Origin of the sequence: Actimicrobium sp. CCC2.4 (genome assembly GCF_034347385.1) — a bacterium.
In the GTDB taxonomy this organism is placed as follows: domain Bacteria; phylum Pseudomonadota; class Gammaproteobacteria; order Burkholderiales; family Burkholderiaceae_D; genus Actimicrobium.
Genome location: NZ_CP133777.1, coordinates 3757030 through 3782717, shown reverse-complemented (window position 1 = coordinate 3782717; position 25688 = coordinate 3757030). Strand labels below are relative to the sequence as shown.

The window sequence follows — 25688 nt, the reverse complement described above, 5'->3', positions numbered from 1 at the left end:
ACCTGAGCATGACGACACAGCAATGCCGACGTAATGCGGCGCTGTATCGCCATCCTTTTTCCAATGTGAACGTGATTGTGAACATGAGGAGGAGTTGATATGGCAACAGCAGGGTTGTGGTTCGCCGTAGCATGCGGCATCGTCGCAGTGATTTACGGTCTGGTCTCGCGTAGCTGGATCCTGAAACAGGATGCAGGTAACCCGCGCATGCAGGAAATCGCTGCTGCCATCGAACTGGGTGCTGCGGCTTATCTGGCGCGCCAGTACCGCACCATCGGCATCGTGGGTGCTGTGTTATTTGTGCTGATCGCCTTTCTGCCGGGCCTGGGCATGGTCACGGCGATTGGCTTCCTGATCGGTGCTGTCCTGTCGGGCGGCTGCGGTTTTATTGGCATGAACGTGTCGGTGAAGGCCAACGTGCGTACTGCGCAGGCGGCCACGCGCGGCATGAACGATGCGCTCGATGTCGCCTTTCGCGGCGGAGCCATCACCGGCATGCTGGTGGTCGGCCTCGGGCTGCTGGGTGTCACGCTGTTCTACTGGTACCTGAGTTCGGCGGCCGGTGGCGCGGTGGTGCTGCACGACTTGCTCAAGCCCTTGATCGGGCTGGCGTTCGGTGCGTCGCTGATTTCGATCTTTGCGCGCCTGGGTGGCGGCATATTTACGAAGGGAGCCGATGTCGGTGCCGACCTGGTGGGCAAGGTCGAGGCCGGCATCCCGGAAGATGATCCGCGCAATCCCGCCGTCATCGCCGATAACGTCGGTGACAACGTCGGTGATTGTGCCGGCATGGCCGCTGACCTGTTCGAAACCTACGTGGTGACACTGATTGCGACGATGCTGCTCGGCGCGTTACTGATCAAGGGCAGTGAGGCGCAGGCAGCGCTGTATCCGTTACTGTTGGGCGGGGTGTCCATCCTGGCGTCAATTGTCGGCTGCTCGATGGTGAAAGCCAAACCCGGCAAGAAAATCATGTCCGCGCTGTACACCGGTTTGTGGTGGGCAGCGGGCTTGTCGCTGATCGGTTTTGCGGCCGTGACGTGGACCGTGATGCCGTATGACATGCGCCCGTCGATGATGGGTTCGGCAGTCGTCGGCATCGTCCTGACCGGCCTGATGGTCTATATCACCGAGTACTACACCGGCACTGACTTCAAGCCGGTCCAGCATATCGCCCAGGCCTCGACCACGGGCCATGGCACCAACATCATCGCCGGGCTGGGCGTGTCGATGAAGTCGACCGCGTATCCGGTACTGGCGGTCTGCGTCGCGATCCTCGTGTCGTACTACCTCGGTGGCTTGTACGGCATCGCGATCGCGGCAACGTCGATGCTGTCGATGGCCGGCATCATCGTCGCACTCGATGCGTATGGTCCGATTACCGATAACGCCGGCGGCATCGCTGAGATGTCCGGCATGCCCGAGTCGGTACGTGCAATCACCGATCCGCTTGATGCGGTTGGCAATACCACCAAGGCGGTCACCAAAGGCTATGCGATCGGTTCGGCCGGACTGGCCGCGCTGGTGCTGTTTGCCGACTACACCCATGCACTCGACTCCGCCGGCAAAAGCACCTCGTTCGACTTGTCCAATCCGCTGGTCATTGTCGGCCTGTTCATTGGTGGCCTGATTCCGTACCTGTTCGGCGCGATGGCGATGGAAGCGGTCGGGCGCGCCGCCGGCGCAGTGGTGGTCGAGGTACGGCGCCAGTTTCGCGATATCAAGGGCATCATGGATGGCACCGGCAAGCCGGAATACGACAAGGCCGTCGACATGCTGACGACTGCGGCGATCAAGGAAATGATCGTGCCGTCGCTGCTGCCGGTGATCGTACCCATCCTGGTCGGCATGCTGCTAGGACCGGCGGCGCTGGGAGGCTTGCTGATGGGAGCCATCGTGACCGGTCTGTTCGTGGCGATCTCGATGACGACCGGCGGCGGTGCCTGGGACAACGCCAAGAAATACATTGAAGACGGTCATCACGGCGGTAAAGGCTCGGACGCGCACAAGGCGGCAGTAACCGGCGACACGGTCGGCGATCCTTACAAGGACACGGCCGGGCCGGCCATCAATCCGCTCATCAAGATTATCAACATCGTCGCCTTGCTGATGGTGCCGCTGCTGCCGGCGACGGGACCGCAAATGGGTGGCGGACACAGCAGCCTTGTATTGGCGCCCATCACCGCACCCGTGGCACTGTCCAAATAGTCGTGCGGCCTGCCGGTTGTGCTGTGCTGGCAGGCCAGTTTTTTTGGACGGTTGAAAAATTGCCGTTACAATCTTGCGGGATTGATGTTGACGTTAACGTTAACGTCAAGAGCTCAGATATCCCTCATTTTTTAACCCAGCGAGAACAGCATGCAAATCAAAGACAATGTATTCCTGATCACCGGCGGCGCATCGGGCCTCGGTGCCGCCACCGCCCGCATGATTGCCGCCAACGGCGGCAAAGTAGTGCTTGCTGATGTACAGGTCGACGCAGGGATCGCACTGGCCGAAGAGCTTGGTGGCCGGTTCGTCAAATGTGACGTGACCTCTGAAGTGGACGGCCAGGCTGCCGTCGATGCGGCCGTTGGCATGGGTACTTTGCGTGGTCTGATCAATTGCGCCGGTGTCGCACCGGCAGTCAAGACGGTAGGCAAGAATGGTCCGCATCCTCTGGATGTGTTCCAGCGCGCCGTCAACATCAACCTGGTTGGCACATTCAATATGGCACGGCTGGCTGCATCGGCAATGGAACAAACCGACGGTGTCGAGCATGGCGAACGCGGAATCATCATCAACACCGCCTCGGTTGCCGCCTACGATGGCCAGATCGGGCAGGCAGCGTATGCGTCGTCAAAAGCCGCCGTGGTCGGTCTGACCTTGCCGATGGCGCGCGATTTATCGCGCAGCGGTATCCGCGTGATGACGATTGCGCCCGGCATTTTCGAGACGCCGATGCTGCTTGGCATGCCGCAGGAAGTTCAGGACGCGCTGGGCAAGATGGTGCCGTTCCCACCCCGGCTCGGGCGGCCTGCCGAGTACGCGCATCTCGCCAAGGCCATCATCGAAAACGTCATGCTCAATGGCGAGACTATTCGTCTGGACGGGGCGATCCGGATGCAGCCTAAATAAACACAGACTGATCTGCCGCATGAACTTGTGGCAGATTTAGCGATGACAGCGGCAGTCGGCCAGCCTACACTGAGGCGAGCAACGTGCTTGCCTTTTTAGACTTGGATGGAGCCCGCATGGTCAAACTTGATATCGTTTCGATCTTCCTTTGCGCAACGGCATTCTCCGGTTGTGCCAGCCAGTCCGCACAACTCTCCCCGCCTGCCAAACCTGCGCCCGAAGCCGCTTCCGGCTATACCGAAAAAACCGGTGTCGTCGCAAAAAAATTCATGATTGCTTCTGCCAATCCCCTGGCAACCGATGCCGGCTATCAGATGCTCAAGGCCGGTGGTTCTGCAATCGATGCCGCAATTGCCGCCCAGATGGTCCTGACGCTGGTCGAGCCGCAATCATCGGGCATCGGCGGAGGCGGTTTTCTGATGCTGTTCGATGGAGTCAGTATGAAGGCCTACGACGGCCGCGAAACCGCACCGTCAGCGGCTACCGAAAAACTGTTCCTCGACACCGGAGGCAAACCGCTGGCGTTTCATGATGGTGTCGTCGGCGGGCGCGCGGTCGGTGCGCCGGGGGTACTGCGGATGCTCGAGCTGGCTCACCGGCAGCATGGGAAGTTGCCCTGGTCAGCGTTGTTTGGGCCGGCCATCAAACAGGCTGATGATGGCTTCGTGGTCAGTCCACGCCTGGCCGGCCTGCTCAAGAGCGAGCTCTATCTGAAGCGTGACCCGACTGCAGCAGCTTATTTTTATGATGGGGACGGCAGTCCGTGGAGCGCAGGCCATCTGCTTAAAAATCCGGCATTGGCGGCAGTTTTGCGTGACATCGCGGCAGGTGGTGCCGACGCGTTCTATACCGGACGGGTCGCACGTAATATCGTTGCCAAAGTACAGGGGCATCCGACTAATCCGGGAGGCTTGACCTTGGCCGATCTTGCCGGTTATCAGGCCAAGGTGCGCGATCCGGTATGCAGTGACTATCGCGCCTGGACGGTGTGCGGAATGCCACCGCCCTCCTCGGGTGGCATTGCCATTGCGCAAATGCTGGGCATGCTTGAGGCACGCACCATGAGCGCCTATGCGCCCAGGGACGGCGTGCCGGATGCGGAAGGCGTGCACCTGTTTGCCGAAGCAGGGCGACTGGCATTTGCGGATCGCGCCCGTTACGTTGCCGATACCGACTTCGTGCCGTTGCCGGGCGGCAGCGTCAAACCTCTGCTGGACCAGCGCTATCTGGCGGCACGCGGCGCGTTGATCACCGAAAAATCGATGGGTGTCGCACCGTCCGGCCAGCCACCGGCGACCAAGCTGGCGCAGGGCCTCGATACCTCGCCCGAATTTAATTCGACCTCGCATCTCTCGGTCGTCGATGCGCAGGGGCAGTCGGTAGCAATGACGACGTCGATTGAAGATCAGTTTGGCGCGCGCCAGATGGTGGACGGCTTTTTGCTCAATAACCAGCTGACGGATTTTTCGTTCGATGCCGCCGATGCAACTGGCCCGGTTGCAAACCGGGTGCAGGGCGGCAAGCGTGCCCGTAGCGCGATGTCCCCTACGTTCGTGTTTGAAAAAAGCGGGCGCAAACTGATGTTGTCGGCAGGTTCGCCGGGCGGTTCGGCGATTATCAATTATGTCGGCAAGGTCATGGTGGGGATGATGGATTGGGGGCTTGATATTCAGCAGGCGATCAGCTTGCCCAACTTCGGTAGCCGTAACGGTCCGACCGAACTGGAGCAAGACAGGGTGCCGGATGCGCTGGTCGATGCCCTGAAAGCCAAGGGCCACAGCGTCAGGCTCATGGCGCAGACCTCCGGCTTGCAAGGCATTATGCGCATGACTGTGCACGGCGAGGACGTCTGGTTCGGTGGTGCCGATCCGCGTCGGGAAGGAACGGTCAAGGGCGATTGATCGCCTGCTATGCACAACCATAAAAAAACCGGCCTGGTCCTGACCGGCGGGGGCGCTCGCGGGGCCTATCAGGTCGGCGTGCTCAAGGCCGTGTCGGATATCCTGTGCGAGGCTGGCTGGCCAGCCGGACGCAATCCCTACGACATCATTTGCGGCACGTCGGCCGGTGCCATCAATGCGACGGCGCTGGCTTGCCATGCGGACAATTTCGGTGAGGGCCTGCAGATGGTTCTCAAGATTTGGGAAAACTTTTCGGTCGAGCAGGTGTATCGCGCCGATTCGTTGGGAGTACTGCGTTCGGGCGCACGCTGGCTGTCGTTGCTGTCTTTTGGGTGGTTAATGCGCCGTTGGCACGCCAATCCACCCAATTCCCTGCTCGACAATACGCCGCTGGTGACATTGCTGAACCGGATGCTGAACTTCCCGCGTCTTGATGCAGCGTTGCTGGATGGCAAATTGCATGCGCTGGCGGTGACTGCGTCGTCTTATACCGGCGGGCAGCACATTACCTTTTATCAGAGCGAGGCTGACATCGCCCCGTGGGTCCGTACGCAACGGGTATCGATGCGTGCCCAGATCGGTGTCGAGCATTTGCTGGCCTCGTCGGCGATCCCGTTGATGTTCCCCGCCACGGCGCTCAATTGTGACGGCCGGCGCGAATTTTGCGGTGATGGTTCGATGCGCCAGTTGGCACCGATTTCACCCGCCATCCACCTTGGTGCCGACAAGGTTTTCGTGATCGGTGCAGGACGGTTGCATGAACCCGTAAGTGACAGCGCAGCCACTGCCCGTTACCCCAGCCTTGCGCAAATTGCCGGACATGCGATGTCTAGTATTTTTCTTGACAGCCTGGCAGTTGATATTGAGCGCATGAACCGTATCAACCTGACGTTATCGGTCCTGTCTGCAGAGCAGCGCAGTCAGACTCAGTTGCGTCCGGTTGAAATGCTGATCATTGCGCCCTCGCAGCGCCTTGATGAAATCGCCAGTCGGCATACGGGCAGCTTGCCCAAACCAATACGAATGATGCTGGCTGGGATAGGGGCCACCGAGGTACGGGGGGCGGCGCTTGCTTCCTACTTGTTGTTCGAGTCGAGCTACACGAGCGAACTCATTGCGCTGGGCGAGCGGGATGCGCTTGCCCGCCGTGCCGACGTGCTGGCTTTTTTTGATGTGACAATCGCTGCCTCTTAGTCGCGGTCGTGATGACGATGATGGTGCCTGCGCCAGCCAGGCCCGCGGTAACCGGCGGCCGGATAAGGAGCGTAGATGACTTGATAGGACGGTGCAATGACAGGCCTTGGTCTCACATAGACAGGCGCAGGCGGGACATAGAGAGGCTGAGGTGTGTAATAAACCGGCGGCGGCTGGAGATACACCGGTTCGGGCGTGTAGGCATAGGGTGTGCCGACGCTGACAGACCAGTTGACATGCGACCGGTCACTTGCGATGGCAACGGAGCTTGCGGCGAGTGAGGCCAGTACGAGGCCGATACAGACTAGCGGGCGACTAACAACGGATGTGTTCATCGGAATCCTCCTTCAGTATTGATCGCCCAATTTAACTTCAGCGACCTCGCGCCTGTCTTGCCGTTTTTTGAAACAAACTGTTTTCGCAGTGAGTGCATCGTTAGAAATTGGCTGTTGCGTGGTGTTTTTGTCAAAGCCGTAGCTAAGGCAGCGGTCAGGCAAGTGGTGATTCGGGTTGATTCGAGCAACACAACACGTTACCCTACCGGATTACGCGCAGATTCCGTTGCGCGAGACTCCCTACCAACATCAAGGAAAGTACCGTGTCCCTCAAGACGCCTAGACAAATGCTGCTTGGTTGCGTCGCAGCAGTCCTTGCGTCCAGTGTCATGGCCCGGCAGATGCCAGAGCCGGAAAGCATTGCCGCAAGTGCACTGCCGCCTGAAGCCCGGGCGACGGTCGTCCTGATCAAGCGCGGTGGACCATTCCCTTATGCAAAAGACGGTTCCGTATTCGGAAACTATGAACAACAGCTCCCCCGGCGAACGCGCGGGTACTACCATGAATACACAGTGCCAACACCAGGCGCACGCAATCGCGGTGCTCGCCGGATTATCGTCGGCGGTCGTCCACCGCAAGGTGCGGACTACTTTTATACCGCCGACCACTACACGTCGTTCCGACGGATCAAAGAAGAGTAGCAACTACGCACCACATAATGATTACTCGAATTGAGAGAGAAATGAGTTTGCTTAAAACCGTACCGCCAAATGCGGTGCAGTCCATTCGTGCGTTCCGGGTGGTCGAATTGCAGGCAGAAGCTGCTCGCCTTGGGCAGCATTTCCTGTATGCGTATTGTGCCGACGCGCTCACCAAGCAACAGGTGCTGACATGCATCGCCGAATCGTTTTATTTTCCACGGCATTTCGGGAAAAACTTTGATGCGCTAGCGGACTGCCTGACAGATCTGACCTCTAAGGCGGGCCCGCAACCGGGTTTCGTCGTCGTGCTCGAGCAATTGCCCAACACGCCAAAATTCGACAAGGAGGCGCGCGAAACGCTGCTGGATGTATTTCGCGATGCAGCCGATTTTTGGGCTGAAAAGAAGGTTTCTTTCCGGGTTTTTTATTCATTTCAGTAGGCGCTGTCTTCTTCCATCGCCAACCATTTGGCCACCTCCGGATTAAGCCCGCAAGCGGTCTTGAAAGGCGGATCCTTGCGGTACAATGCGCGCCATGAGAAATATCGTGATCTTGATTTCTGGCCGCGGCACTAACATGCAGGCCATCGTCAATGCCGCAGTGGAGGAACAATGGGCATGCCGGATCGCAGCAGTGATTAGTAGCAGGGCTGATGCGGAAGGACTGGTTTTCGCTGCGGGCCTGCAGATTCCTGTGACCGTCGTTGCCAGTAAGGACCATCCGTCGCGTGACAGTTTCGATGCCGCACTGCTCGCAGCGATCGAGCCCTACGCCCCGGATCTGGTGGTGCTGGCGGGCTTCATGCGTATTTTGACCCCTCGGTTTGTGGAGCACTACCAGGGGCGAATGATCAACATTCATCCCTCTTTACTGCCCCGTTTCCCCGGACTGGCAACACACCGCCAGGCCTTGACGGCCGGGGTGACTGAGCATGGCGCGACGGTGCATTTCGTCACCGCCGACCTCGATCATGGGCCGGTCATTGCCCAGGCGATGGTCGTCGTGGAGAAAGGCGACACCGAGCAGGTTCTGTCCGATCGCGTGCTACAACAAGAACACCTGCTCTACCCGCAAGTCGTACGCTGGTTTATCGACGGACGCCTGAGTCTGCACGATGGCCAAGTGCTGCTGGCACCCGAATTCACTGGTGCCGCTTAATATTTGAAAGAAATTCCATGAGATTGCCTCCCGCAATTGTTACCAGTACCGAAGAAATCCTGCGCGATATCCTGCGCTTCACCGGCCCTGCCGATGGCACACTTTCGCGCTTTTTTCGCGAACATCCGAAGCTCGGTTCCCGGGAGCGTGGCGCCATTGCGGAAGGGATCTACGGCGTGTTGCGTAACAAATCGGTTTATACCAGCTTCTCCGAGTCCGGTAATGGTCCGACGATGCGGCGCATGACTTTGTTAGGCCTGGCCGGGGCAGTCGGTGCCGATGCGCTTGGTGGACTGAGCGAAGAGGAAACGGCGTGGCTTGAGCATACGATGCAAATTGACCGCACCCTGCTACCGGCCTTAATGCGTTCGAACTTGCCGCAGTGGTTGTTCGATAAACTCGTGGCGCGCGAAGGGGAAGAGGGTGCGCTTGCGCTAGCGGCAGCATTGAACGAGCCGGCACCGCTGGACTTGCGCGTCAACGTGATCAAGGCATCGCGCGAAGAAGTCATGGCGGCGCTGGCTGAAGCACCAATCCTTGCTGAAGTAACACCGTTTTCGCCAGTCGGGCTGCGCGTACTGAAAAAACCGGCGCTACAGAATTTGCCGTTGTTCAGAGATGGCCTGATCGAAGTGCAGGATGAAGGTAGTCAGTTGCTGGCCCAAATCGTCGGTGCCAAGCGCGGCGAGATGGTGGTCGATTTTTGTGCTGGTGCAGGTGGAAAAACGCTTGCGCTTGGCGCCGCGATGCGCAATACCGGCCGTCTCTATGCGTTCGACATTTCCGAGAAGCGGTTGGCCAAACTCAAGCCACGACTGGCCCGTAGCGGTTTGTCCAATGTGCATCCAGTCCAGATCGCGCATGAAAACGATGCCAAAATCAAGCGACTTGCTGGAAAGATTGACCGCGTACTCGTCGATGCGCCGTGTAGCGGGCTCGGTACCCTGCGCCGCAATCCGGATGTTAAGTGGCGTCAGACACTGGTCGGCGTAGCCGAGCTCAATGTCAAGCAGACGTCGATCCTTTCCGGTGCCGCTCGAATGGTCAAGACGGGTGGGCGATTAGTTTATGCGACATGCAGTTTGCTCGATGAAGAAAACGAAGATATCGTCAGCGCATTCCTGGCGACGCACGCCGATTTCGTGCTCGTTCCGATGAAGGATGTACTGGCCGAACAACGCGTCGACCTGGAGATGCAAGACTACCTCAAGCTGACGCCCAGCCAGCATCAAACTGACGGCTTCTTTGCTGCCGTATTCGAACGGATAAAAGTAGGCTGACCGGAGGCGCGAAAGCGCATTGCAAATGCCATTCAATTTTGTTTCCGGCTTGTTGCACGACCTGTGGTCGGATCTGCAGGAGCCGGGCGTGCTCTGGCAAATCGCTGCGATCACCGGTTGTCTAATTGTCGGGTGGTTGCTGGCACGCTTGATTCGCACTGCGTTTGCACGTCGCACCCAGGACGAAGGCATTTTACGGATTGGCCTGGAAAGTTTCTCGCGGGTGCTGGCACCGACGATCAGTCTCTGCCTGGTTCTGGTGGCGCGCTCCGTTCTGGAGCCAACACTTCACATCAATTTACTACGCGTTGCGATCCCGCTGCTGGCGTCATTCGTGTTGGTGCGCTTGAGCTTTTACGTGCTGCGTCGTGCCTTTGCCCGTGGCGGACAGGCCAGCGCCAGCGTCGTCGCGATCGAGAAACTGGTGGCTGCCTGCGTCTGGATAGGCTTCGCGCTGTACATCACCGGTTTGTGGCCGGACCTGATCGACGTACTGGAAAAAACAATACTGCCTTTAGGGCGCTATAAAGTATCGCTACTGACGATCCTGCAGGCGGTCGCCTCTGTCATGGGTACGCTCATGGTGGCGCTGTGGGCCGGAGCTTCGCTGGAACAGCGTCTGATGCGGCTCGATTCAGTGCATTCGTCAATCCGGGCGGTGATGGCTCGGATGGCGCGCGCGGTGCTGATCCTGATTGCCGTGTTGCTCAGTCTGTCTCTGGTCGGGATTGACTTGACGGTGCTATCGGTATTTGGTGGTGCGTTGGGTGTCGGACTCGGGTTGGGTTTGCAAAAAATTGTCGGGAGTTATGTCTCAGGCTTTGTCATCTTGTTGGAACGCAGTATGGCGATTGGCGACATGGTGACGGTCGACAAATACTACGGACAGGTTACCCGGATCAACACGCGTTATACGATCCTGCGCGGACTCGATGGCGTAGAATCAGTGATTCCGAATGAGTTGTTTGTCTCCGGACCAATGCAGAATTTCTCGTTGTCGGACCGGTTATTGCGTTTGAGTACCAAGGTGACGGTAGCTTACGAGACCGATATCGAGGCGCTGTTACCGTTGCTGGAAGAGGCTGCGGCGACGGTGGCCCGGGTGTCGAAAGACTCGCCACCCAGCGCAGTGCTGCGTTTTTTTGCAGCCGATGGATTGGAGGTCGAGGTTGGCTTCATGATTGTCGATCCCGAAAATGGTACGTTCGCGGTCACTTCCGATGTCAATCTGGCAATCTGGCGGGTACTGCAATCTAATCACATCCGTATCCCGTATAACCAGCGAGAGATTCGTATCCTCAATGCGTCGTCACTGCCGGCAGAGAAGCCTCCGATGTCCGAAGAGGTCGCTCCCCCACCCGTGGGCGAAGCCCGGTAAAACGGGTACAATCCAGTCCCCAATTACGATAAGCAGGAACGCTGGCCCAGCGTGACCGGCGAACATTTCTTAACCGTGGAGTAGTGCTATTTTGAACACTGTCTTTAACGCAGTTCTCGATTTTTTATCCAACGGACTGACTGGCGCTAGCGTCTGGCAAGTCGTCATTTATTCATTGATCGTGACGCACATCACCATCGCCGGCGTGACGATTTACTTGCATCGTCATCAAGCGCATCGTGCGCTGGAGCTGCATGCCATTCCGAGCCATTTTTTCCGCTTCTGGCTGTGGCTGACGACCGGCATGGTCACTAAAGAATGGGCGGCAGTTCATCGCAAGCATCACGCCAAATGCGAGACTGTGGATGATCCCCATAGCCCGGTCACACGCGGTATCAATGCCGTCCTGCTGACAGGGTCCGAAATGTACCGTACCGAATCCAAGAACATGGAGACCATCGACAAGTACGGTCATGGCACGCCGGATGACTGGATTGAAAAGAACCTGTACACGCGTTTTAGCTGGCAAGGTGTTGGCTTGATGCTCATCGTCAACGTGATGTTGTTCGGTGTCCTTGGGTTGACGGTCTGGGCTGTTCAGATGATCTGGATTCCGATTACTGCGGCCGGCATCATCAACGGGATCGGTCACTACTGGGGTTATCGGAACTATGACTGTACGGATGCATCGCGTAACATTTTCCCGATCGGTATTTTGATCGGTGGCGAAGAATTGCACAACAATCACCACACGTTTGGTACATCCGCAAAACTGTCCTCGAAATGGTATGAGTTCGATATTGGCTGGATGTACATCCGCATGATGGAAATCGTTGGGCTGGCCAAGGTCAAGAAAATTGCGCCAGCACCAAAGTTCGACCGACTGAAGCTCGTTGCTGATTTTGACACCCTGCAATCAGTGATTTCGAACCGCTATGACGTCATGGCTAAATATGCCAAGTCGGTGAAAACGACCTGGCGCGACGAATTGGGACAGCTCCGTAGTAAAGCGAAGTTGGAGTCGGGTTTCTTGAAGTCGTCGAGGCGATTGATGCACAGGGAGCCGGCAAAGCTGGAAGCGCCACAGCAGCAGCAGTTGCGGGAATTGTTTTTGCACAGCAAGCCTTTGCAGACAATGCATGAAATGCGTTCCGAGTTAAGCGCTATCTGGGAGCGTTCACACAGCAGCCGTGATCAACTGCTTCAACAGTTGCAGGACTGGTGCACACGTGCCGAGGCATCCGGGATCAGGGCTTTGCAGGAATTCTCGTTGCGTTTGCGTAGTTATGCCTGATTGATAGATTCACTGGGGTAACCGGTGGGATGCAAAAAAAGCGGTGCTGTAGTCAGCCCGCTTTTTTTATGCCCGGTCATTCCATGTCGATACAGTCATAATGCCGACGAAAAAAAACCGCTCGCAATTGCGACCGGTTTTAATGCTCGTCGAACGGGACCTGAATCAATTACTTGATCTTGGTCTCTTTGTATTCGACATGCTTGCGTACTTTCGGATCGAATTTCATGATCGACATTTTTTCCGGAGTAGTGCGCTTGTTTTTGGTAGTCGTGTAGAAGTGACCCGTACCTGCGGTCGATTCCAGCTTGATTTTGTCGCGGCCAGATTTAGCCATGATGATTCCTTTATTCTGCTAGTTAGACTTTTTCGCCGCGAGCACGCATGTCTACCAGAACGGCATCGATGCCGAGCTTGTCGATGACACGCAGACCAGCGTTGGACAGCCGCAGGGAAACCCAACGGTTCTCGGACTCAACGAAAATGCGGCGACGTTGCAGGTTAGGCAAAAATCGGCGTTTCGTTTTGTTATTTGCATGGGAAACATTATTACCGACCATCGGCTTTTTCCCGGTGACTTGGCAAACTCGTGCCATATCTCACTCCTTAATAGTTTCCGAAATTGGAAAAGAAGCGAGTATAACCAAATAAATGAGGTTATTCAACGACTTAAGAAAAACAATTGTGTCTTAGTCTGTTGGATTAGTTCACAATTAAGGGTGTGCCGATGTTGTGATGCTTTCGGATCACAACATGCCATGTTCAGCAAATGAATACACTTGATTCCCGGCGACGATGAGGTGGTCGGTGACCTTGACATCGATCATCGCCAACGCGTTCTTGAGGGTCTGCGTCAGCGCCCGATCGGACTGGCTAGGTTCAGCTATTCCCGAGGGGTGATTGTGCGCAAGTAGTATTGCTGCGGCATTGTGAAGCAGCGCTGCCTTAACGATCTCACGGGGATAGACGCTGGCATGTGTCAGGGTGCCGCGAAACATTTCTTCGCTCGCAATTAAGCGGTTAGCGACATCAACGAACAGCACGGTGAATGACTCATACTTTTTGTGAGCAAGTGCCAATTGCAGATACTGCCTCACCACTTGCGGGGACGACATCGCCGCGCCTGTTTTTAATTGCTCCGCCATGGCGCGGCGGGCCAGCTCCATGACGGCTTGGAGCTGTGCAAATTTTGCCGGCCCCAGCCCGCGTAGAGCAGAGAATTGACCGACAGTAGCCGCGAACAATCCATTAAGCGAACCGAAGTGAGAAACCATTTCCCGAGCCAGATCCACTGCACTTTTGCCTGCGACGCCAATACGCAGGAATACCGCGAGTAGCTCCGCATCGGACAGCGCCGCCGCGCCATGGAGAATGAGGCGTTCGCGGGGGCGCTGATGTTCGGGCCAATCGGAAATGGACATGATGGAAGACGTTAGGACTCGCAAGGCGAAGTGGTCGAGGCTACGGCATCATTTGATCGACGCGATAGAGGCTGGTGCCATCGTGGCTTAAAATAGGGGCTTATTGGTCAATCAGGAATTTTTGATGTCGCTTACCCAACAGCCAGTCGTCACGGACGGCGCTTATCTCACTTTGCACTATCGTCTCGCCACCCCCGACGGGACTGAAATCGTCACGACCTTCAACGACAATCCGGCTACGCTGCAATTGGGTAGCGGCCAGCTCGCTCCTTTTCTGGAACAGCGTTTGCTGGGTTTGTTGGAAGGTGCGCACGAAATCTTTCAGTTGTTGCCCGACGAAGCATTTGGTCCGCGTAATCCGGCACTGGTACAGCGCGTGTCGCGTGCAACACTAGCTGAGAACTCACAGTTCGGTGAGCAATATGCCATTGGCGATGTCGTCGAATTCAATGCGCCGGGCGGCGGTCGCTTCGCCGGGGTGCTGCGTGAACTGGCCGACGACGATACAGTTTTTGATTTCAATCATCCTCTGGCGGGACAATCGTTGAGATTCGAGGTCAGGATCATCGGTATCCTATGAAGCAGCTGCGTATTGATTGACTATATTTCACACAGGTTTTTAAAGGCTTCACGATGACGAGTAACAAGGAAATTTTGTTGGCGCAGCCGCGCGGATTTTGTGCCGGGGTCGACCGTGCGATTGAAATCGTCGAGCGGGCGCTCATCCAGTTTGGGGCCCCCATTTACGTGCGCCATGAAATCGTGCACAACGCTTACGTCGTCGATGACTTGCGGACCAAGGGTGCCATTTTTATCGAGGAGCTGGCGGACGTGCCGACCGGACAAACGGTGGTGTTCTCGGCGCATGGTGTTTCGAAGGCCGTGAAAGTAGAGGCAGAAGAGCGCGGCTTGCGCATTTTTGATGCGACCTGTCCGCTGGTGACGAAGGTACATGTCGAGGTCGACAAGATGCGTCGCGACGGTCGCGAAATCATCATGATCGGACACGATGGTCATCCCGAGGTCGAGGGAACGATGGGCCAGTCAGAGCAAGGCATGTATCTGGTCGAGACGACCGACGACGTCGCTCGGCTGCAGGTTGCCAATCCTGAACTGCTCGCCTATGTATCGCAGACCACGCTGTCAGTCGATGATACGGCCGACATCATCGCAGCGCTCAAGAAGCGCTTTCCAGATATCGCAGAGCCTAAGAAAGGGGATATCTGCTACGCCACGACAAACAGGCAGGAGGCGGTCAAATTCATGGCGCCGCAGGTCGAACTGGTGATCGTTGTGGGCAGTCCGAATAGCTCCAATTCGAACCGGTTGCGCGAAGTCGCCGAGAAAAAAGGCGTGCCGTCATTCATGGTCGATAACGCAGAGCAAATTGATCCTGCGTGGCTCGAAGGCAAGCAGCGCATCGGGGTGACTGCCGGTGCATCTGCACCCGAGGTGCTGGTGCAGGCTGTCATTAATCGATTAAAAATTTTCGGTGCCCGCAGCGTTCGCGTACTTGATGGCGTGCAGGAGCATGTGACGTTTCCTATGCCCAAGGGCTTGGCGGATGAACGGCCGCCTCAAAACTAAATTTTGTTCGTTGGCTGATTTTCCATCGATAGTTTTTTAACTTCATCGTTATCATCAGTCGGACAAAATTTAATTGTTTATCTGAAATTAAAGGCGTGTTTTGGAGATTTTTTTGCCTGCGCATTCGAATAATCTGACGCGATAGCAAACACCCTATAGAATCCGGCGCTTGCTTGTTGTGGATGGCTCCGAAGTTTTAATAATCAGGAGGCTTGACCGCGTGCACCACTGTCTTTTTACATCGTATGGCTTTATCAGGTCCTGTTGCTAAGCACAGGCAGCAAGCGGCACCCGCGAAATTGCAACGGGTGCCGCTTTGTTATTCACGCGGACTTCGACTCGTCGAGGTCAGGCTATCTTAGTCAGTTTGTGAAACCGGTTTACACCGGGTTTTTTGAGAAAGAAACACACCATGGATACTTTCATCCAGCAAATCATCAACGGCTTGGTGCTCGGCAGCATGTATGCGTTGATTGCCCTCGGTTATACGATGGTCTATGGGGTACTTAATCTGATTAACTTCGCGCACGGCGATGTGTTGATGATTGGTGCGATGGCGGGTGTGACGATACTCAAGATCGTTCAAGTGGTTGCGCCTGACCTGCCTGGCGTGGTGAAAATATTGATCGCCATTGGTGGTGCGATTCCAATTTGCGTTGCGGTGAACTTGCTGATCGAGCGCGTTGCGTATCGGCGGTTGCGCAACGCGCCGCGTCTGGCCCCGCTGATTACGGCCATTGGCGTCTCCATTTTGTTGCAAACTTTTGCAATGATGATTTGGGGGCGCAGCCCAATTGCTTTCCCACAAGTCATCTCTGCCGAGTCTTACCACATCATGGGAGCGCTGATTTCACCAACGCAAGTGATGCTGCTGGTGCTGGCGGGTATATCGATGTTTGGTCTCGTGCTGCTGGTTGAAAAAACTAAAATGGGGAGGGCGATGCGCGCTACCGCAGAAAATCCTCGCGTTGCCGGTCTGATGGGCGTCGACTCCAACGCGGTCATTGTCATGACCTTCGCGATCGGTGCTGCACTGGCTGCGGTTGCCGGCGTCATGTGGGGCGCGACCTACGCCTCGGCGCAGTTTGCGATGGGCTTCGTCCCCGGCTTAAAGGCGTTTTCTGCAGCGGTGCTGGGCGGTATCGGGAATATTTATGGCGCCATGTTGGGCGGCATTCTGCTTGGGCTGATCGAAAGCCTCGGGGCGGGATATATCGGTGACTTGACGGGTGGCTTTCTCGGAAGCCATTACCAGGACATCTTTGCGTTTGTCGTACTGATCATCGTGCTGACCTTACGACCGTCCGGCATCATGGGCGAGCGCGTTGCAGACCGCGCGTAAAGGGGATTTTCATGGCTAACTATTTCGATACCAAGACCAACCCCCGCAAGGCCTATATCGGGATGGGCATCATTGCCCTGATCGTTATTGTGTTTCCATTCATTGCCCAAAATTATGGTAATTCATGGGTCCGCATCATGGACTTCGCGCTGCTGTATATCATGCTGGCACTGGGACTCAATATCGTGGTCGGTTTTGCCGGCCTGCTTGACCTGGGTTACATCGCGTTCTATGCGCTGGGCGCTTATCTGACGGCGCTGCTGTCGTCGCCGCAGTTTGCTGTCGTGCTGGAGTCGTTTGTCAATCAATATCCGGCGATCGGCAACGCCCTCGTGACGCTGTTCGGTCCCGAGATCCGCGAACACGGTATTCATTTGTCAATCTGGTTTATCGTGCCGCTGAGTGCGCTGTTTGCCGGACTGTTCGGGGCACTGCTCGGCGCGCCGACACTGAAGTTGCGCGGCGATTATCTGGCTATCGTGACGTTGGGCTTCGGCGAAATTATCCGGATTTTCATGAACAACCTTAACGGTCCGGTGAACATCACCAATGGCCCGCAGGGTATCAACATGATCGATCCGATCAGGATTTTCGGCGTTTCGTTGGCCGGAGAGCCGGGCAGCAGGGCCAATCTGGTTTTCGGTAGTTTTTCGATGCCCTCAGTCAATGCCTATTACTACTTTTTTCTAGCGCTCTGCATAGTGATTATCTTCGTCTCCGTGCGCTTGCAAGACTCCCGTCTGGGTCGTGCCTGGGTCGCCATCCGGGAGGATGAAATCGCTGCTAAGGCGATGGGTATCAATACCCGTAACGTCAAACTGCTGGCCTTCGCCATGGGGGCATCATTTGGTGGTGTTGCCGGTTCGATGTTTGCGTCTTTCCAGGGTTTCGTCTCGCCTGAATCGTTTTCATTGACGGAGTCGATTGCCGTGCTGGCCATGGTGGTGCTGGGAGGCATGGGGCACATTCCTGGTGTGATCCTCGGGGGTATTATCCTGGCGGCGTTGCCTGAGGTACTCAGACATACGGTTGAGCCAATTCAGATGGCGATTTTCGGTAAGGTCTGGATTGATGCCGAAGTGCTGCGACAGTTGTTGTACGGCCTGGCCATGGTTGTGATCATGCTCAGTCGTCCGGCCGGATTGTGGCCTGCACCCAAGCACGAAGACCGACCTGATGGCGACATCGACAAGCCCGAAAAAGCAACCGGTATAGTGGCAGCCTGAGGACCATCATGAGCGAACAAATTATTCTTAATATTGCCGGCGTTACCAAGCGTTTCGGCGGATTGCAGGCCCTGTCGGGTGTCAACATGAAGATTACGAAGGGTCAGATTTATGGCCTGATCGGTCCGAACGGCGCTGGCAAGACGACCTTCTTCAATGTCATTACCGGCTTGTATCAGGCCGATACGGGTAGCTTCGAGCTCGCCGGAAAACCATATTCGCCATCAGCACCGCATGAAGTGGCCAAGGCGGGCATTGCGCGCACTTTCCAGAACATCCGTTTGTTTGGTGAAATGACCGCCATGGAAAATGTGATGGTAGGGCGTCATGTCCGGACTCACCAGGGCGTCTTTGGTGCCGTCTTCCGGTTTAAGGCAGCGCGCGAAGAGGAAGCCAACATCCGCAAGCGTGCACTTGAACTGCTGGACTTTGTGGGTATCGCGAAGTTTGCCGATCGGACTGCCCGTCATCTGTCATACGGAGATCAGCGTCGGTTGGAAATCGCCCGCGCCCTGGCCACCGATCCGCAATTGCTGGCGCTGGACGAACCGGCTGCGGGCATGAATGCCACAGAAAAGTTGGCATTGCGTGAACTGCTGGTAAAGATCAAGGCTGAAGGAAAAACTATCTTGCTAATCGAGCATGACGTCAAACTTGTGATGGGATTGTGTGACCGTATCACGGTGCTTGATTACGGCAAGCCGATCGCCGAGGGAATACCGGCCGATGTGCAGAAAAATCCGGCCGTTATTGAAGCCTATCTTGGAGGATCCCATTAATGGTTGCCAATGAAAGCAGTTCTAGCGTGCGCGAAAACGTACTCCGGATTAGTGGCCTCAAAGTTGCGTACGGCGGTATTCAAGCGGTCAAAGGGATAGACCTCGAAGTCAATAAGGGAGAGCTGATCACCCTGATCGGTGCCAATGGTGCAGGTAAAACGACCACGCTCAAGGCGATCACCGGCACGCTGCCGAATTGTCGCGTGGAAGGGCACATCGAATACGTCGGAGAAGCCATCAAGGGCATCGGATCTTTCGATCTGGTGAAGAAACATCTCGCCATGGTGCCGGAGGGGCGCGGCGTTTTTACCCGCATGTCGATCCACGAAAACCTGTTGATGGGGGCTTATACCCGCAACGATAAAGCCGGCATCAGCGACGATATTGACAAGTGGTTTGCCGTGTTTCCTCGCCTGAAAGAACGCGCTGCACAAATGGCGGGCACGCTGTCGGGCGGCGAGCAGCAGATGCTGGCGATGGCTCGCGCACTGATGTCACATCCGAAGTTGCTGTTGCTCGATGAGCCATCGATGGGCCTGTCACCGATTATGGTGGAGAAAATTTTCGAAGTCGTCCGCACCGTATCAGCCGAAGGCGTCACTATTCTGTTGGTCGAGCAGAATGCCAAGTTGGCTTTGCAGGCGGCGCATCGCGGATATGTGATGGATTCCGGACTGATCACAATGACAGGTGCCGCTGCTGACATGCTGGACGATCCACGTGTCAAAGAAGCCTACCTGGGCGAAGGTTGAGGTAGTCTATTCACGCTAACAGCGCCATGCTCGCGAATGCCGGCATGGCGTTTTTTTTAATTTCTCCGACTCGAGGGCACCGATGACATTCGTATTTTCACCATCCGCACAAGCTGCAGTTCCCGTTTCCGGCTCTGCCGATCTGTTCCCGGTACATCGTATTTACTGTGTTGGCCGCAACTATGCCGACCACGCGATCGAAATGGGCGATACCGGTCGTGAGGCGCCGTTCTTTTTCATGAAGCCGGCGGATGCGGTGTTACCTGTCGCCGAGGGCACTATCGGCGTGATGCCGTATCCGTCAATGACGCAGGATTTGCAGCACGAAATTGAACTGGTGGTGGCAATCGGTCGTGGCGGAAAAGATATTGCGGTGGCGGATGCCGCTACGCATATCTGGGGTTATGCCATCGGCCTGGATATGACACGACGCGATTTGCAAGGTGCAGCCAAGAAGCTTGGTCGGCCATGGTGTACCGGAAAAGGCTTTGATTATTCGGCACCGGTCGGACCGCTGCATCGGGAAGTGCCGACCGGAGCGATCAGCCTGCATGTCAATGGTGTGCCACGACAGGCTAGCGCACTTGGCAACATGATCTGGAATGTCGCCGAGACGATCGCACAGTTATCCACGCTGTTCGAACTGCAGGCCGGCGACCTGATTTTTACGGGTACGCCGGCAGGCGTTGCTGCGGTGGTGCCTGGTGATTTACTTGAAGGCCGCATCGATGGATTGGGCGGCCTGCAGGTCAGGATTGATCAGTAGCGGTAGACGCGACCATTCTCGACACGAACACGGTTGCCGACTCGCAGATCGTTGACGTTGTCGAGGGTGATGGATTCATATTGGCCACTATCGAGGCGTACATTGACCTGGTATACCTCGCGACCGGCTGAGCGGTTCTGTTCGACTTGATTGCCGACTACCGCGCCACCGACCACACCCGCAGCGGTGGCGACTGCACGGCCGGTACCGCCGCCAACCTGGTTGCCGAGCAATCCGCCAACGAGTCCGCCGATGACGGAGCCGGCACCAATACCGCCGGAGTTACTTGCGCGCGATACCTGGATCGAGTCGATGACGCCGTATTGGGTGTTATAGCCTTGTTGGTTGTTGTAGCCTTGCGATGAGGGCTGAGGATAGTTTTGTGAGTTATTGGATGGCTGATGCGGCGTGGCGCAACCGGCGAGAAAGCTTGAAGCGATGAGGACAGTGGCGGCCAGGGTTACTGTGGTTTTCATGATTTCTCCTGTAGATGTAAGTAGTATATTTGTCCTGCGAGTCGGTGTCCGTGCGGCAAGACACATTGGGACGTGATGCAGGTGACCGGCGCGGATAAGTAGTCGTCGTTCGTAACGAGTGAGCTAGTAACGCACGGCAATCGTTATTGGGTGAACGGAAAAATGTAAGAAAGTATTTGCGCGGCTTTGCGCTTGCCTTACCCGGAGCGAGTAAGTAGTTGGTGGTGCCCCCGACACGGATCGAACGTGTGACCTATCCCTTCATCCCGCTATGGCTTTCGCCACCGGCTTTGCCGTTTGCAGTCTGGACTATGCCTTCTCCATGGCGCTGTGCTGCGGCGCTACAGGAGGGAGCCGTCTAGTCTCTACACCTTCCCGATTGGAATCGGGCTTGGCTCGGCGTTGCCAACAGCATGACCTGTCAGGGTTCACCGAATTTGACTCCATTCATGCGGACCCTTTCGGAGTCCGATGCCCAAATCAATAGGAGGGGATCGCTCTATCCACTGAGCTACGGGGGCAGTGGACTCGTATTTTCGCACACTCCTGTCCGCTTCTTCGATCTCGTTTCGTCTTAGCATCTGGCGCAATGCAGCAAAAACCTGAAGTGACATCGCGAGACATTGCCCGGAGTCGGTACAATGTGGGCTTCCCATCGATTTACCGGCACTGCGCGGCGCGCAGGTGCCCCTTCACTTCAGGCATCCCAGGCACTTATGGCAGTCATCTCTCTTTCCAATGCACAACTCGCATTCGGCCACGTTCCCTTGCTCGACCGTGCAGAATTTTCCCTTGAAACAACCGAGCGGGTCGGCTTGATCGGACGCAATGGCACGGGTAAATCGTCGCTCTTGAAAGTGCTGGCAGGACAATCGAAACTCGATGACGGACTGCTGGTCATGCAACAGGGGGTGAAAGTGACCTACGTTGACCAGGAGCCGCAGTTCGACCGGAATATTTCTGTGTTTGATGCCGTCGCGTCCGGCATGGGCGAAATGCAGGGGCTGCTCAAGGAGTACGACGCGCTGACCGGTCAGTTCGGTGGCGATAACGACGAGGCATTGATGGAGCGCATGCATGAAATTCAGCTCAAGCTCGATGCTGCCGATGCCTGGAATCTCAACAACAAGGTCGAAACCACGCTGGACCGCCTGAACCTCGATGCCACCTCGCTGATGGGGACGCTGTCGGGTGGTATGCAAAAGCGCGTGGCGCTGGCATGTGCGCTGGTGAGTGCGCCTGATGTATTGCTGCTCGATGAGCCGACCAATCATCTGGATTTCACGTCCATCCTGTGGCTTGAAGGTTTATTGCGCGATTACAAGGGCAGTGTTTTGTTCATTACCCATGACCGCAGCTTTCTGGATAACGTCGCTACCCGCATTATTGAACTTGATCGTGGCCGCTTGTTGTCTTTCCCGGGAAACTTCACGGCGTATCAGTTGCGCAAGGCTGAACAACTCGAAATCGAAGAAGTGGAGAACGCCAAGTTCGACAAGTTCCTGGCGCAGGAAGAGATCTGGATCCGCAAGGGCGTGCAGGCACGCCGCACGCGTGATGAAGGCCGTGTACGTCGCCTTGAAGCCTTGCGCATGACGCGCAGCGTTCGCCGTGACCAGCAGGGCCAGGTGCGACTCGATGTGTCCGCTGGCGAACGGTCCGGCAAGATCGTCGCCGAACTCGACAGCGTCAACAAGAGCTACGGCAGCAAGGTGATCGTGCGCGACTTCAGCGCGACACTGCTACGCGGTGACAAGGTCGGCCTGATCGGTTTGAACGGTGCTGGCAAGACGACCTTGCTGAAAATGATACTTGGCGAAGAGGAGCCGGATTCCGGCGTTATCCGCCAGGGCACCAAGTTGCAGGTGGCCTATTTTGACCAGATGCGCGCTCAGCTCAATGAAGATGACAGCCTCGCCGACACGATCGCTCCCGGTAGCGATTGGGTCGAAATCAATGGCCAGCGCAAGCATGTGATGACCTATCTGAACGATTTCCTGTTTGCGCCGGAACGCGCCCGTTCACCGGTCAAGTCCCTGTCCGGCGGCGAGCGCAACCGCTTGCTGCTGGCGCGCCTTTTTGCCAAGCCAGCCAATGTGCTGGTGCTCGATGAGCCGACTAACGATCTGGACATTGATACGCTTGAATTACTCGAAGAACTGCTCGAGGAATACACCGGTACGGTTTTTCTCGTCAGCCATGACCGCACCTTCCTCGATAACGTCGTCACGCAAGTGATCGTGGCCGAAGGCGATGGCATGTGGCGCGAGTACATTGGCGGGTATAGCGACTGGGAGCGCGTGCGGCGGGTGCCGTTGACAGCGCCCGTCATGAAGGCTGCCAAGGGAGATGTCAAGGCGGCTCCGGAGCCTGTTGCGGCCGTACCCAAGCAGAAAAAACTGAGCTACAAGGAGCAACGCGAACTCGATGCGTTGCCGGAACTGATTGCCGGGATCGAAGCCGAACAGAAGACCATCTCTGCCAAATTGGCAGACTCTGATGTCTACAAGCAAAAGCCGGAAGAGCTGCAGCGCTTGAACCAGCGTTTTGCCAAACTGGATGTCGAGCTTCTGGAGGCGCTGGAGAAGTGGGAGCAGATCGAGACCCGCGGCAGTAACTGACGCCGGTGTAGTACTTCAGTTGAGTCGACGGATAGCCGCTCTCAGTGATGGGAGCCGGCCGCTCAGTACGTTGGCATCTGCTGCGTCGGGCCTTGCCGCGAGGTAGGCCTCAATATCGTCAAGGGCCGGGCTCGGGCAATCCAACTGGGCATAGGCGAGACCGCGATCGCGCCGCTCGGCGACATCGCCTGGTAACAGGATCAGCAATCGCTGCTGCACGTTCAGCAACGATTGCCAGCGATCATATTCAAAAAAAAGTGATTTCAGGTTGCGCAGCATCCGAATCAGGATGTCGCGTGCAGATGCGGGTTCCAGATATGTTGCCAGCGGTTTGCCGGCTTGGCGAATCTGTCCGGCAAACGGTTCCAGTCGCTCCTCCAGTTCTTCCCGCGACAGGCTGCTGCCATTGACCGGATCGATGATGATTTCGCCGGCCTGGGTCGACAGCTTCATCAGAAAGTGGCCCGGGAAAGAAATGCCCCTGACATCCAGTCCGATCTGCTGGGCAATTTCCATGTAGATCATCGCCAGTGAGATTGGAATGCCGCGTCGGGTCCGTGCTACACGATGCAAGTAGCTATTGTCCGGATCGTAATAGTTATTGATGTTTCCGCCAAAGCCTAATTCCGCATAAAAATACTGGTTCAGCAGACGCAGTTTCGGTACGTGCGCGGTGTCCGGTGGTATCCGATTGCGCAATTTGGCTGCCATTCGGTCGACTTCGACTTGCGCGCCTCCGATGTCGAATTGCGGATCGGTATCCTGTGCTAGCGTCAGCGCCGCCTCGAACAGGGGGATGCTGTCGTCCTGTTGTACCAGCGAGGCAAAATAGTCCAATGGGGTAATCATGCGGCGGAACGCTTGAAGTCGGCGGGCCTGAAGCCCATGGCAATGAGCGCCCCGAAGTAAGTGATCGCACAGATCACCAGCACAAACATCAGCATGCTGATGCGTTGCAAGGGATGTGCTTGCATCGCAATCCAGTCAAATTTTCCTGCAACCCATAGCGCCGCGCCACCCATCAAAAACAGCGCCCCGGTCAGCTTGATCAGAAAAATACCCCATCCGCTCCGGGCAACGTAAATGCCGCGACGACGCAGACCGAGGTACAGGAAGATCGCGTTGATGCAGGCACCCAGACCGATCGAGAGAGCCAGGCCTGCGAGTGCCAGTCGGGGCACGAAGACCAGATTCATTAACTGCGTGGCGATCAGAACCCCGATGGCAATTTTGACCGGGGTACGGATGTCCTGTTTCGCATAAAAGCCCGGAGCCAGGATTTTGACGACAATTAAGCCAATCAAGCCGACGCCATAGGCAATCAGTGCTTGGCCGGTCATCGACACGGCTCGGGCGTCGAATTTCCCATAATGAAATAACGTTGCTGTCAGAGGTTCCGATAAGGTGGCTAGTCCGACGGCCGCTGGCAGCGCCAGCAGAAATGTCAGGCGCATGCCCCAGTCCAGCAGCGCTGAATATTCGGCCGTGTCACCGTTAGCGTGTGCTTTCGATAGGCTTGGCAGTAGCACGGTTCCCAGGGCCACGCCCAGCAGTGCGGTCGGAAACTCCATCAACCGATCGGCAAACGATAGCCACGACACGCTACCCAACTCAAGATGAGAGGCAATGTTGGTATTAATTACCAGGCTAATTTGCGCAACGGATACCGCAAAAGTGGCAGGAGCCATTTGTTTCAACACGCGTCGTACTCCAGGATCGGCCAGTGCAAAACGCGGATTAAAGGTGATGTGCGGTAGCATGCCAATCCGCAGCAAGGCGGGTATCTGAATCGCCAGTTGCAGCAACCCGCCAAAAAACACAGCGAAGGCCAGTGCATAGATCGGGTTTGCCAGGAACGGTGCCACCAGCAGTGATGCAAAGATGAATGACAGGTTCAGCAACACCGGTGTGAAGGCGGGAATGCGAAATTCGCTCCAGGTATTGAGAATGCCGCCAGCCAGTGCAACCAGTGACATGAAGCCAATGTACGGAAACATGATGCGCGTCATCACAACCGTGGTGTTGAATACGTCCGCATTGGCTGTCAGGCCGCTGGCCATCAGATACACAATCACCGGCGCGCCAATAATGCCGATCACACAGGTCAGCAGCAAGGCTCCGGCCAGGATAGTGGCAACGTGGTTGACTAGTAATTTGCTGGCTGCGTCACCGCGTTGGTTTCGGTATTCCGCAAGGATGGGCACGAACGCCTGAGCAAAAGCACCTTCGGCGAACAGGCGGCGCAACAGGTTGGGAATGCGAAAGGCGACAAAGAAGGCATCGGTATAGCCTGATGCGCCGAATGCCCTGGTAATGAGGACGTCGCGTATCAGGCCGGTGATACGGGATATCATGGTCATGCCGAAGATCGTGGCTAGCGTTTTATGCAGGTTCATGGGGCCGGATTATAGCTGCTCGGC

24 protein-coding genes are annotated in these 25688 nt (G+C 56.4%); 18 read left to right on the top strand and 6 right to left on the bottom strand.

The genetic code is table 11. The annotated features are described in order from the left end of the window. Window positions 1-99: 99 nt before the first annotated feature. The 10 genes from RHM62_RS17380 to RHM62_RS17335 all read left to right on the top strand — a co-directional run bounded on the left by RHM62_RS17380 (window position 100) and on the right by RHM62_RS17335 (window position 12298). Complete coding sequence (locus RHM62_RS17380) at window positions 100-2208, top strand: sodium-translocating pyrophosphatase (protein ID WP_322123299.1); 2109 nt, start codon at window positions 100-102, stop codon at window positions 2206-2208. A 150-nt stretch (window positions 2209-2358) separates the two neighbouring features. Beyond that, a complete protein-coding gene (locus tag RHM62_RS17375; RefSeq protein WP_322123298.1) occupies window positions 2359-3117 on the top strand; it encodes a 3-hydroxyacyl-CoA dehydrogenase in 759 nt (252 codons plus the stop codon). Window positions 3118-3233: 116 nt separating this feature from the next. Next, window positions 3234-5018, top strand: coding sequence for a gamma-glutamyltransferase (ggt, locus tag RHM62_RS17370; RefSeq protein WP_322123297.1), 1785 nt, complete (start codon window positions 3234-3236; stop codon window positions 5016-5018). Window positions 5019-5027: 9 nt separating this feature from the next. After that, a complete protein-coding gene (locus tag RHM62_RS17365) occupies window positions 5028-6212 on the top strand; it encodes a patatin-like phospholipase family protein (RefSeq protein ID WP_322123296.1) in 1185 nt (394 codons plus the stop codon). Window positions 6213-6810: 598 nt separating this feature from the next. Then, window positions 6811-7188, top strand: a complete 378-nt coding sequence (locus tag RHM62_RS17360) for a ribonuclease (protein ID WP_322123295.1) — start codon at window positions 6811-6813, stop codon at window positions 7186-7188. 41 nt (window positions 7189-7229) lie between these two features. Next, a complete protein-coding gene (locus RHM62_RS17355; protein WP_322125436.1) occupies window positions 7230-7628 on the top strand; it encodes a barstar family protein in 399 nt (132 codons plus the stop codon). A 94-nt stretch (window positions 7629-7722) separates the two neighbouring features. Next, window positions 7723-8346, top strand: coding sequence for a phosphoribosylglycinamide formyltransferase (gene purN, locus RHM62_RS17350; RefSeq protein WP_322123294.1), 624 nt, complete (start codon window positions 7723-7725; stop codon window positions 8344-8346). A 17-nt stretch (window positions 8347-8363) separates the two neighbouring features. Continuing rightward, the gene (locus RHM62_RS17345; protein ID WP_322123293.1) at window positions 8364-9626 is read left to right on the top strand and encodes an RsmB/NOP family class I SAM-dependent RNA methyltransferase; all 1263 of its coding nucleotides are present in this window, start codon (window positions 8364-8366) and stop codon (window positions 9624-9626) included. A 25-nt stretch (window positions 9627-9651) separates the two neighbouring features. After that, window positions 9652-11004 (top strand): mechanosensitive ion channel family protein, encoded by a 1353-nt coding sequence (locus RHM62_RS17340; RefSeq protein WP_322123292.1) that lies wholly within the window; start codon window positions 9652-9654, stop codon window positions 11002-11004. Window positions 11005-11095: 91 nt separating this feature from the next. Then, window positions 11096-12298, top strand: coding sequence for a fatty acid desaturase (locus tag RHM62_RS17335; protein ID WP_322123291.1), 1203 nt, complete (start codon window positions 11096-11098; stop codon window positions 12296-12298). Window positions 12299-12467: 169 nt separating this feature from the next. Here RHM62_RS17335 and rpmG read toward each other — a convergent pair whose 3' ends face one another. From rpmG to radC, 3 genes are all read right to left on the bottom strand, one after another. Further along, complete coding sequence (gene rpmG, locus RHM62_RS17330; RefSeq protein WP_009667251.1) at window positions 12468-12635, bottom strand: 50S ribosomal protein L33; 168 nt, start codon at window positions 12633-12635, stop codon at window positions 12468-12470. 22 nt (window positions 12636-12657) lie between these two features. Continuing rightward, the gene (gene rpmB, locus RHM62_RS17325) at window positions 12658-12894 is read right to left on the bottom strand and encodes a 50S ribosomal protein L28 (RefSeq protein WP_040726403.1); all 237 of its coding nucleotides are present in this window, start codon (window positions 12892-12894) and stop codon (window positions 12658-12660) included. Window positions 12895-13044: 150 nt separating this feature from the next. After that, window positions 13045-13719: a RadC family protein gene (gene radC / locus RHM62_RS17320; protein ID WP_322123290.1), complete on the bottom strand. Its 675-nt coding sequence runs from the start codon at window positions 13717-13719 to the stop codon at window positions 13045-13047. A 124-nt stretch (window positions 13720-13843) separates the two neighbouring features. Between radC and RHM62_RS17315 the strand changes: the two genes are divergently transcribed. From RHM62_RS17315 to RHM62_RS17285, 7 genes are all read left to right on the top strand, one after another. After that, complete coding sequence (locus RHM62_RS17315) at window positions 13844-14299, top strand: FKBP-type peptidyl-prolyl cis-trans isomerase (protein WP_322123289.1); 456 nt, start codon at window positions 13844-13846, stop codon at window positions 14297-14299. A gap of 53 nt (window positions 14300-14352) precedes the next feature. Next, a complete protein-coding gene (gene ispH / locus RHM62_RS17310; RefSeq protein ID WP_322123288.1) occupies window positions 14353-15306 on the top strand; it encodes a 4-hydroxy-3-methylbut-2-enyl diphosphate reductase in 954 nt (317 codons plus the stop codon). A 412-nt stretch (window positions 15307-15718) separates the two neighbouring features. Continuing rightward, complete coding sequence (locus RHM62_RS17305; RefSeq protein ID WP_322123287.1) at window positions 15719-16648, top strand: branched-chain amino acid ABC transporter permease; 930 nt, start codon at window positions 15719-15721, stop codon at window positions 16646-16648. 11 nt (window positions 16649-16659) lie between these two features. Next, complete coding sequence (locus RHM62_RS17300; protein WP_322123286.1) at window positions 16660-17874, top strand: ABC transporter permease subunit; 1215 nt, start codon at window positions 16660-16662, stop codon at window positions 17872-17874. An 8-nt stretch (window positions 17875-17882) separates the two neighbouring features. Beyond that, window positions 17883-18653, top strand: a complete 771-nt coding sequence (locus tag RHM62_RS17295; protein ID WP_009667258.1) for an ABC transporter ATP-binding protein — start codon at window positions 17883-17885, stop codon at window positions 18651-18653. Further along, window positions 18653-19405: an ABC transporter ATP-binding protein gene (locus RHM62_RS17290; RefSeq protein ID WP_416172270.1), complete on the top strand. Its 753-nt coding sequence runs from the start codon at window positions 18653-18655 to the stop codon at window positions 19403-19405. Before RHM62_RS17295 ends, RHM62_RS17290 begins: the two co-directional genes overlap by 1 nt. A gap of 82 nt (window positions 19406-19487) precedes the next feature. Continuing rightward, a complete protein-coding gene (locus RHM62_RS17285) occupies window positions 19488-20171 on the top strand; it encodes a fumarylacetoacetate hydrolase family protein (RefSeq protein ID WP_322123285.1) in 684 nt (227 codons plus the stop codon). On the opposite strand, the gene RHM62_RS17280 is transcribed toward RHM62_RS17285, so the two are convergent. Further along, window positions 20165-20647 carry a glycine zipper 2TM domain-containing protein gene (locus tag RHM62_RS17280; RefSeq protein WP_322123284.1) on the bottom strand — a complete coding sequence of 161 codons (483 nt, stop codon included), beginning with the start codon at window positions 20645-20647 and terminating at the stop codon, window positions 20165-20167. The two genes, RHM62_RS17285 and RHM62_RS17280, sit on opposite strands and share 7 nt — an antisense overlap. A gap of 716 nt (window positions 20648-21363) precedes the next feature. Between RHM62_RS17280 and RHM62_RS17275 the strand changes: the two genes are divergently transcribed. Continuing rightward, complete coding sequence (locus RHM62_RS17275; RefSeq protein WP_322123283.1) at window positions 21364-23268, top strand: ATP-binding cassette domain-containing protein; 1905 nt, start codon at window positions 21364-21366, stop codon at window positions 23266-23268. A gap of 15 nt (window positions 23269-23283) precedes the next feature. Here RHM62_RS17275 and RHM62_RS17270 read toward each other — a convergent pair whose 3' ends face one another. Together RHM62_RS17270 and murJ are read right to left on the bottom strand one after the other, a co-directional pair. Then, window positions 23284-24117: a SirB1 family protein gene (locus RHM62_RS17270; RefSeq protein WP_322123282.1), complete on the bottom strand. Its 834-nt coding sequence runs from the start codon at window positions 24115-24117 to the stop codon at window positions 23284-23286. Continuing rightward, window positions 24114-25664 carry a murein biosynthesis integral membrane protein MurJ gene (gene murJ, locus RHM62_RS17265; protein ID WP_322123281.1) on the bottom strand — a complete coding sequence of 517 codons (1551 nt, stop codon included), beginning with the start codon at window positions 25662-25664 and terminating at the stop codon, window positions 24114-24116. Before murJ ends, RHM62_RS17270 begins: the two co-directional genes overlap by 4 nt. Window positions 25665-25688: the final 24 nt, after the last annotated feature.

Bases quoted from the DNA above. Each gene is read 5' to 3' on its own strand.
- RHM62_RS17380 (WP_322123299.1), top strand. From the start codon at position 100: ATGGCAACAGCAGGGTTGTGGTTCGCCGTAGCATGCGGCATCGTCGCA.
- RHM62_RS17375 (WP_322123298.1), top strand. From the start codon at position 2,359: ATGCAAATCAAAGACAATGTATTCCTGATCACCGGCGGCGCATCGGGC.
- ggt (WP_322123297.1), top strand. From the start codon at position 3,234: ATGGTCAAACTTGATATCGTTTCGATCTTCCTTTGCGCAACGGCATTC.
- RHM62_RS17365 (WP_322123296.1), top strand. From the start codon at position 5,028: ATGCACAACCATAAAAAAACCGGCCTGGTCCTGACCGGCGGGGGCGCT.
- RHM62_RS17355 (WP_322125436.1), top strand. From the start codon at position 7,230: ATGAGTTTGCTTAAAACCGTACCGCCAAATGCGGTGCAGTCCATTCGT.
- purN (WP_322123294.1), top strand. From the start codon at position 7,723: ATGAGAAATATCGTGATCTTGATTTCTGGCCGCGGCACTAACATGCAG.
- RHM62_RS17345 (WP_322123293.1), top strand. From the start codon at position 8,364: ATGAGATTGCCTCCCGCAATTGTTACCAGTACCGAAGAAATCCTGCGC.
- RHM62_RS17340 (WP_322123292.1), top strand. From the start codon at position 9,652: ATGCCATTCAATTTTGTTTCCGGCTTGTTGCACGACCTGTGGTCGGAT.
- rpmG (WP_009667251.1), bottom strand. From the start codon at position 12,635: ATGGCTAAATCTGGCCGCGACAAAATCAAGCTGGAATCGACCGCAGGT.
- rpmB (WP_040726403.1), bottom strand. From the start codon at position 12,894: ATGGCACGAGTTTGCCAAGTCACCGGGAAAAAGCCGATGGTCGGTAAT.
- radC (WP_322123290.1), bottom strand. From the start codon at position 13,719: ATGTCCATTTCCGATTGGCCCGAACATCAGCGCCCCCGCGAACGCCTC.
- RHM62_RS17315 (WP_322123289.1), top strand. From the start codon at position 13,844: ATGTCGCTTACCCAACAGCCAGTCGTCACGGACGGCGCTTATCTCACT.
- ispH (WP_322123288.1), top strand. From the start codon at position 14,353: ATGACGAGTAACAAGGAAATTTTGTTGGCGCAGCCGCGCGGATTTTGT.
- RHM62_RS17305 (WP_322123287.1), top strand. From the start codon at position 15,719: ATGGATACTTTCATCCAGCAAATCATCAACGGCTTGGTGCTCGGCAGC.
- RHM62_RS17300 (WP_322123286.1), top strand. From the start codon at position 16,660: ATGGCTAACTATTTCGATACCAAGACCAACCCCCGCAAGGCCTATATC.
- RHM62_RS17295 (WP_009667258.1), top strand. From the start codon at position 17,883: ATGAGCGAACAAATTATTCTTAATATTGCCGGCGTTACCAAGCGTTTC.
- RHM62_RS17290 (WP_416172270.1), top strand. From the start codon at position 18,653: ATGGTTGCCAATGAAAGCAGTTCTAGCGTGCGCGAAAACGTACTCCGG.
- RHM62_RS17285 (WP_322123285.1), top strand. From the start codon at position 19,488: ATGACATTCGTATTTTCACCATCCGCACAAGCTGCAGTTCCCGTTTCC.
- RHM62_RS17280 (WP_322123284.1), bottom strand. From the start codon at position 20,647: ATGAAAACCACAGTAACCCTGGCCGCCACTGTCCTCATCGCTTCAAGC.
- RHM62_RS17275 (WP_322123283.1), top strand. From the start codon at position 21,364: ATGGCAGTCATCTCTCTTTCCAATGCACAACTCGCATTCGGCCACGTT.
- RHM62_RS17270 (WP_322123282.1), bottom strand. From the start codon at position 24,117: ATGATTACCCCATTGGACTATTTTGCCTCGCTGGTACAACAGGACGAC.
- murJ (WP_322123281.1), bottom strand. From the start codon at position 25,664: ATGAACCTGCATAAAACGCTAGCCACGATCTTCGGCATGACCATGATA.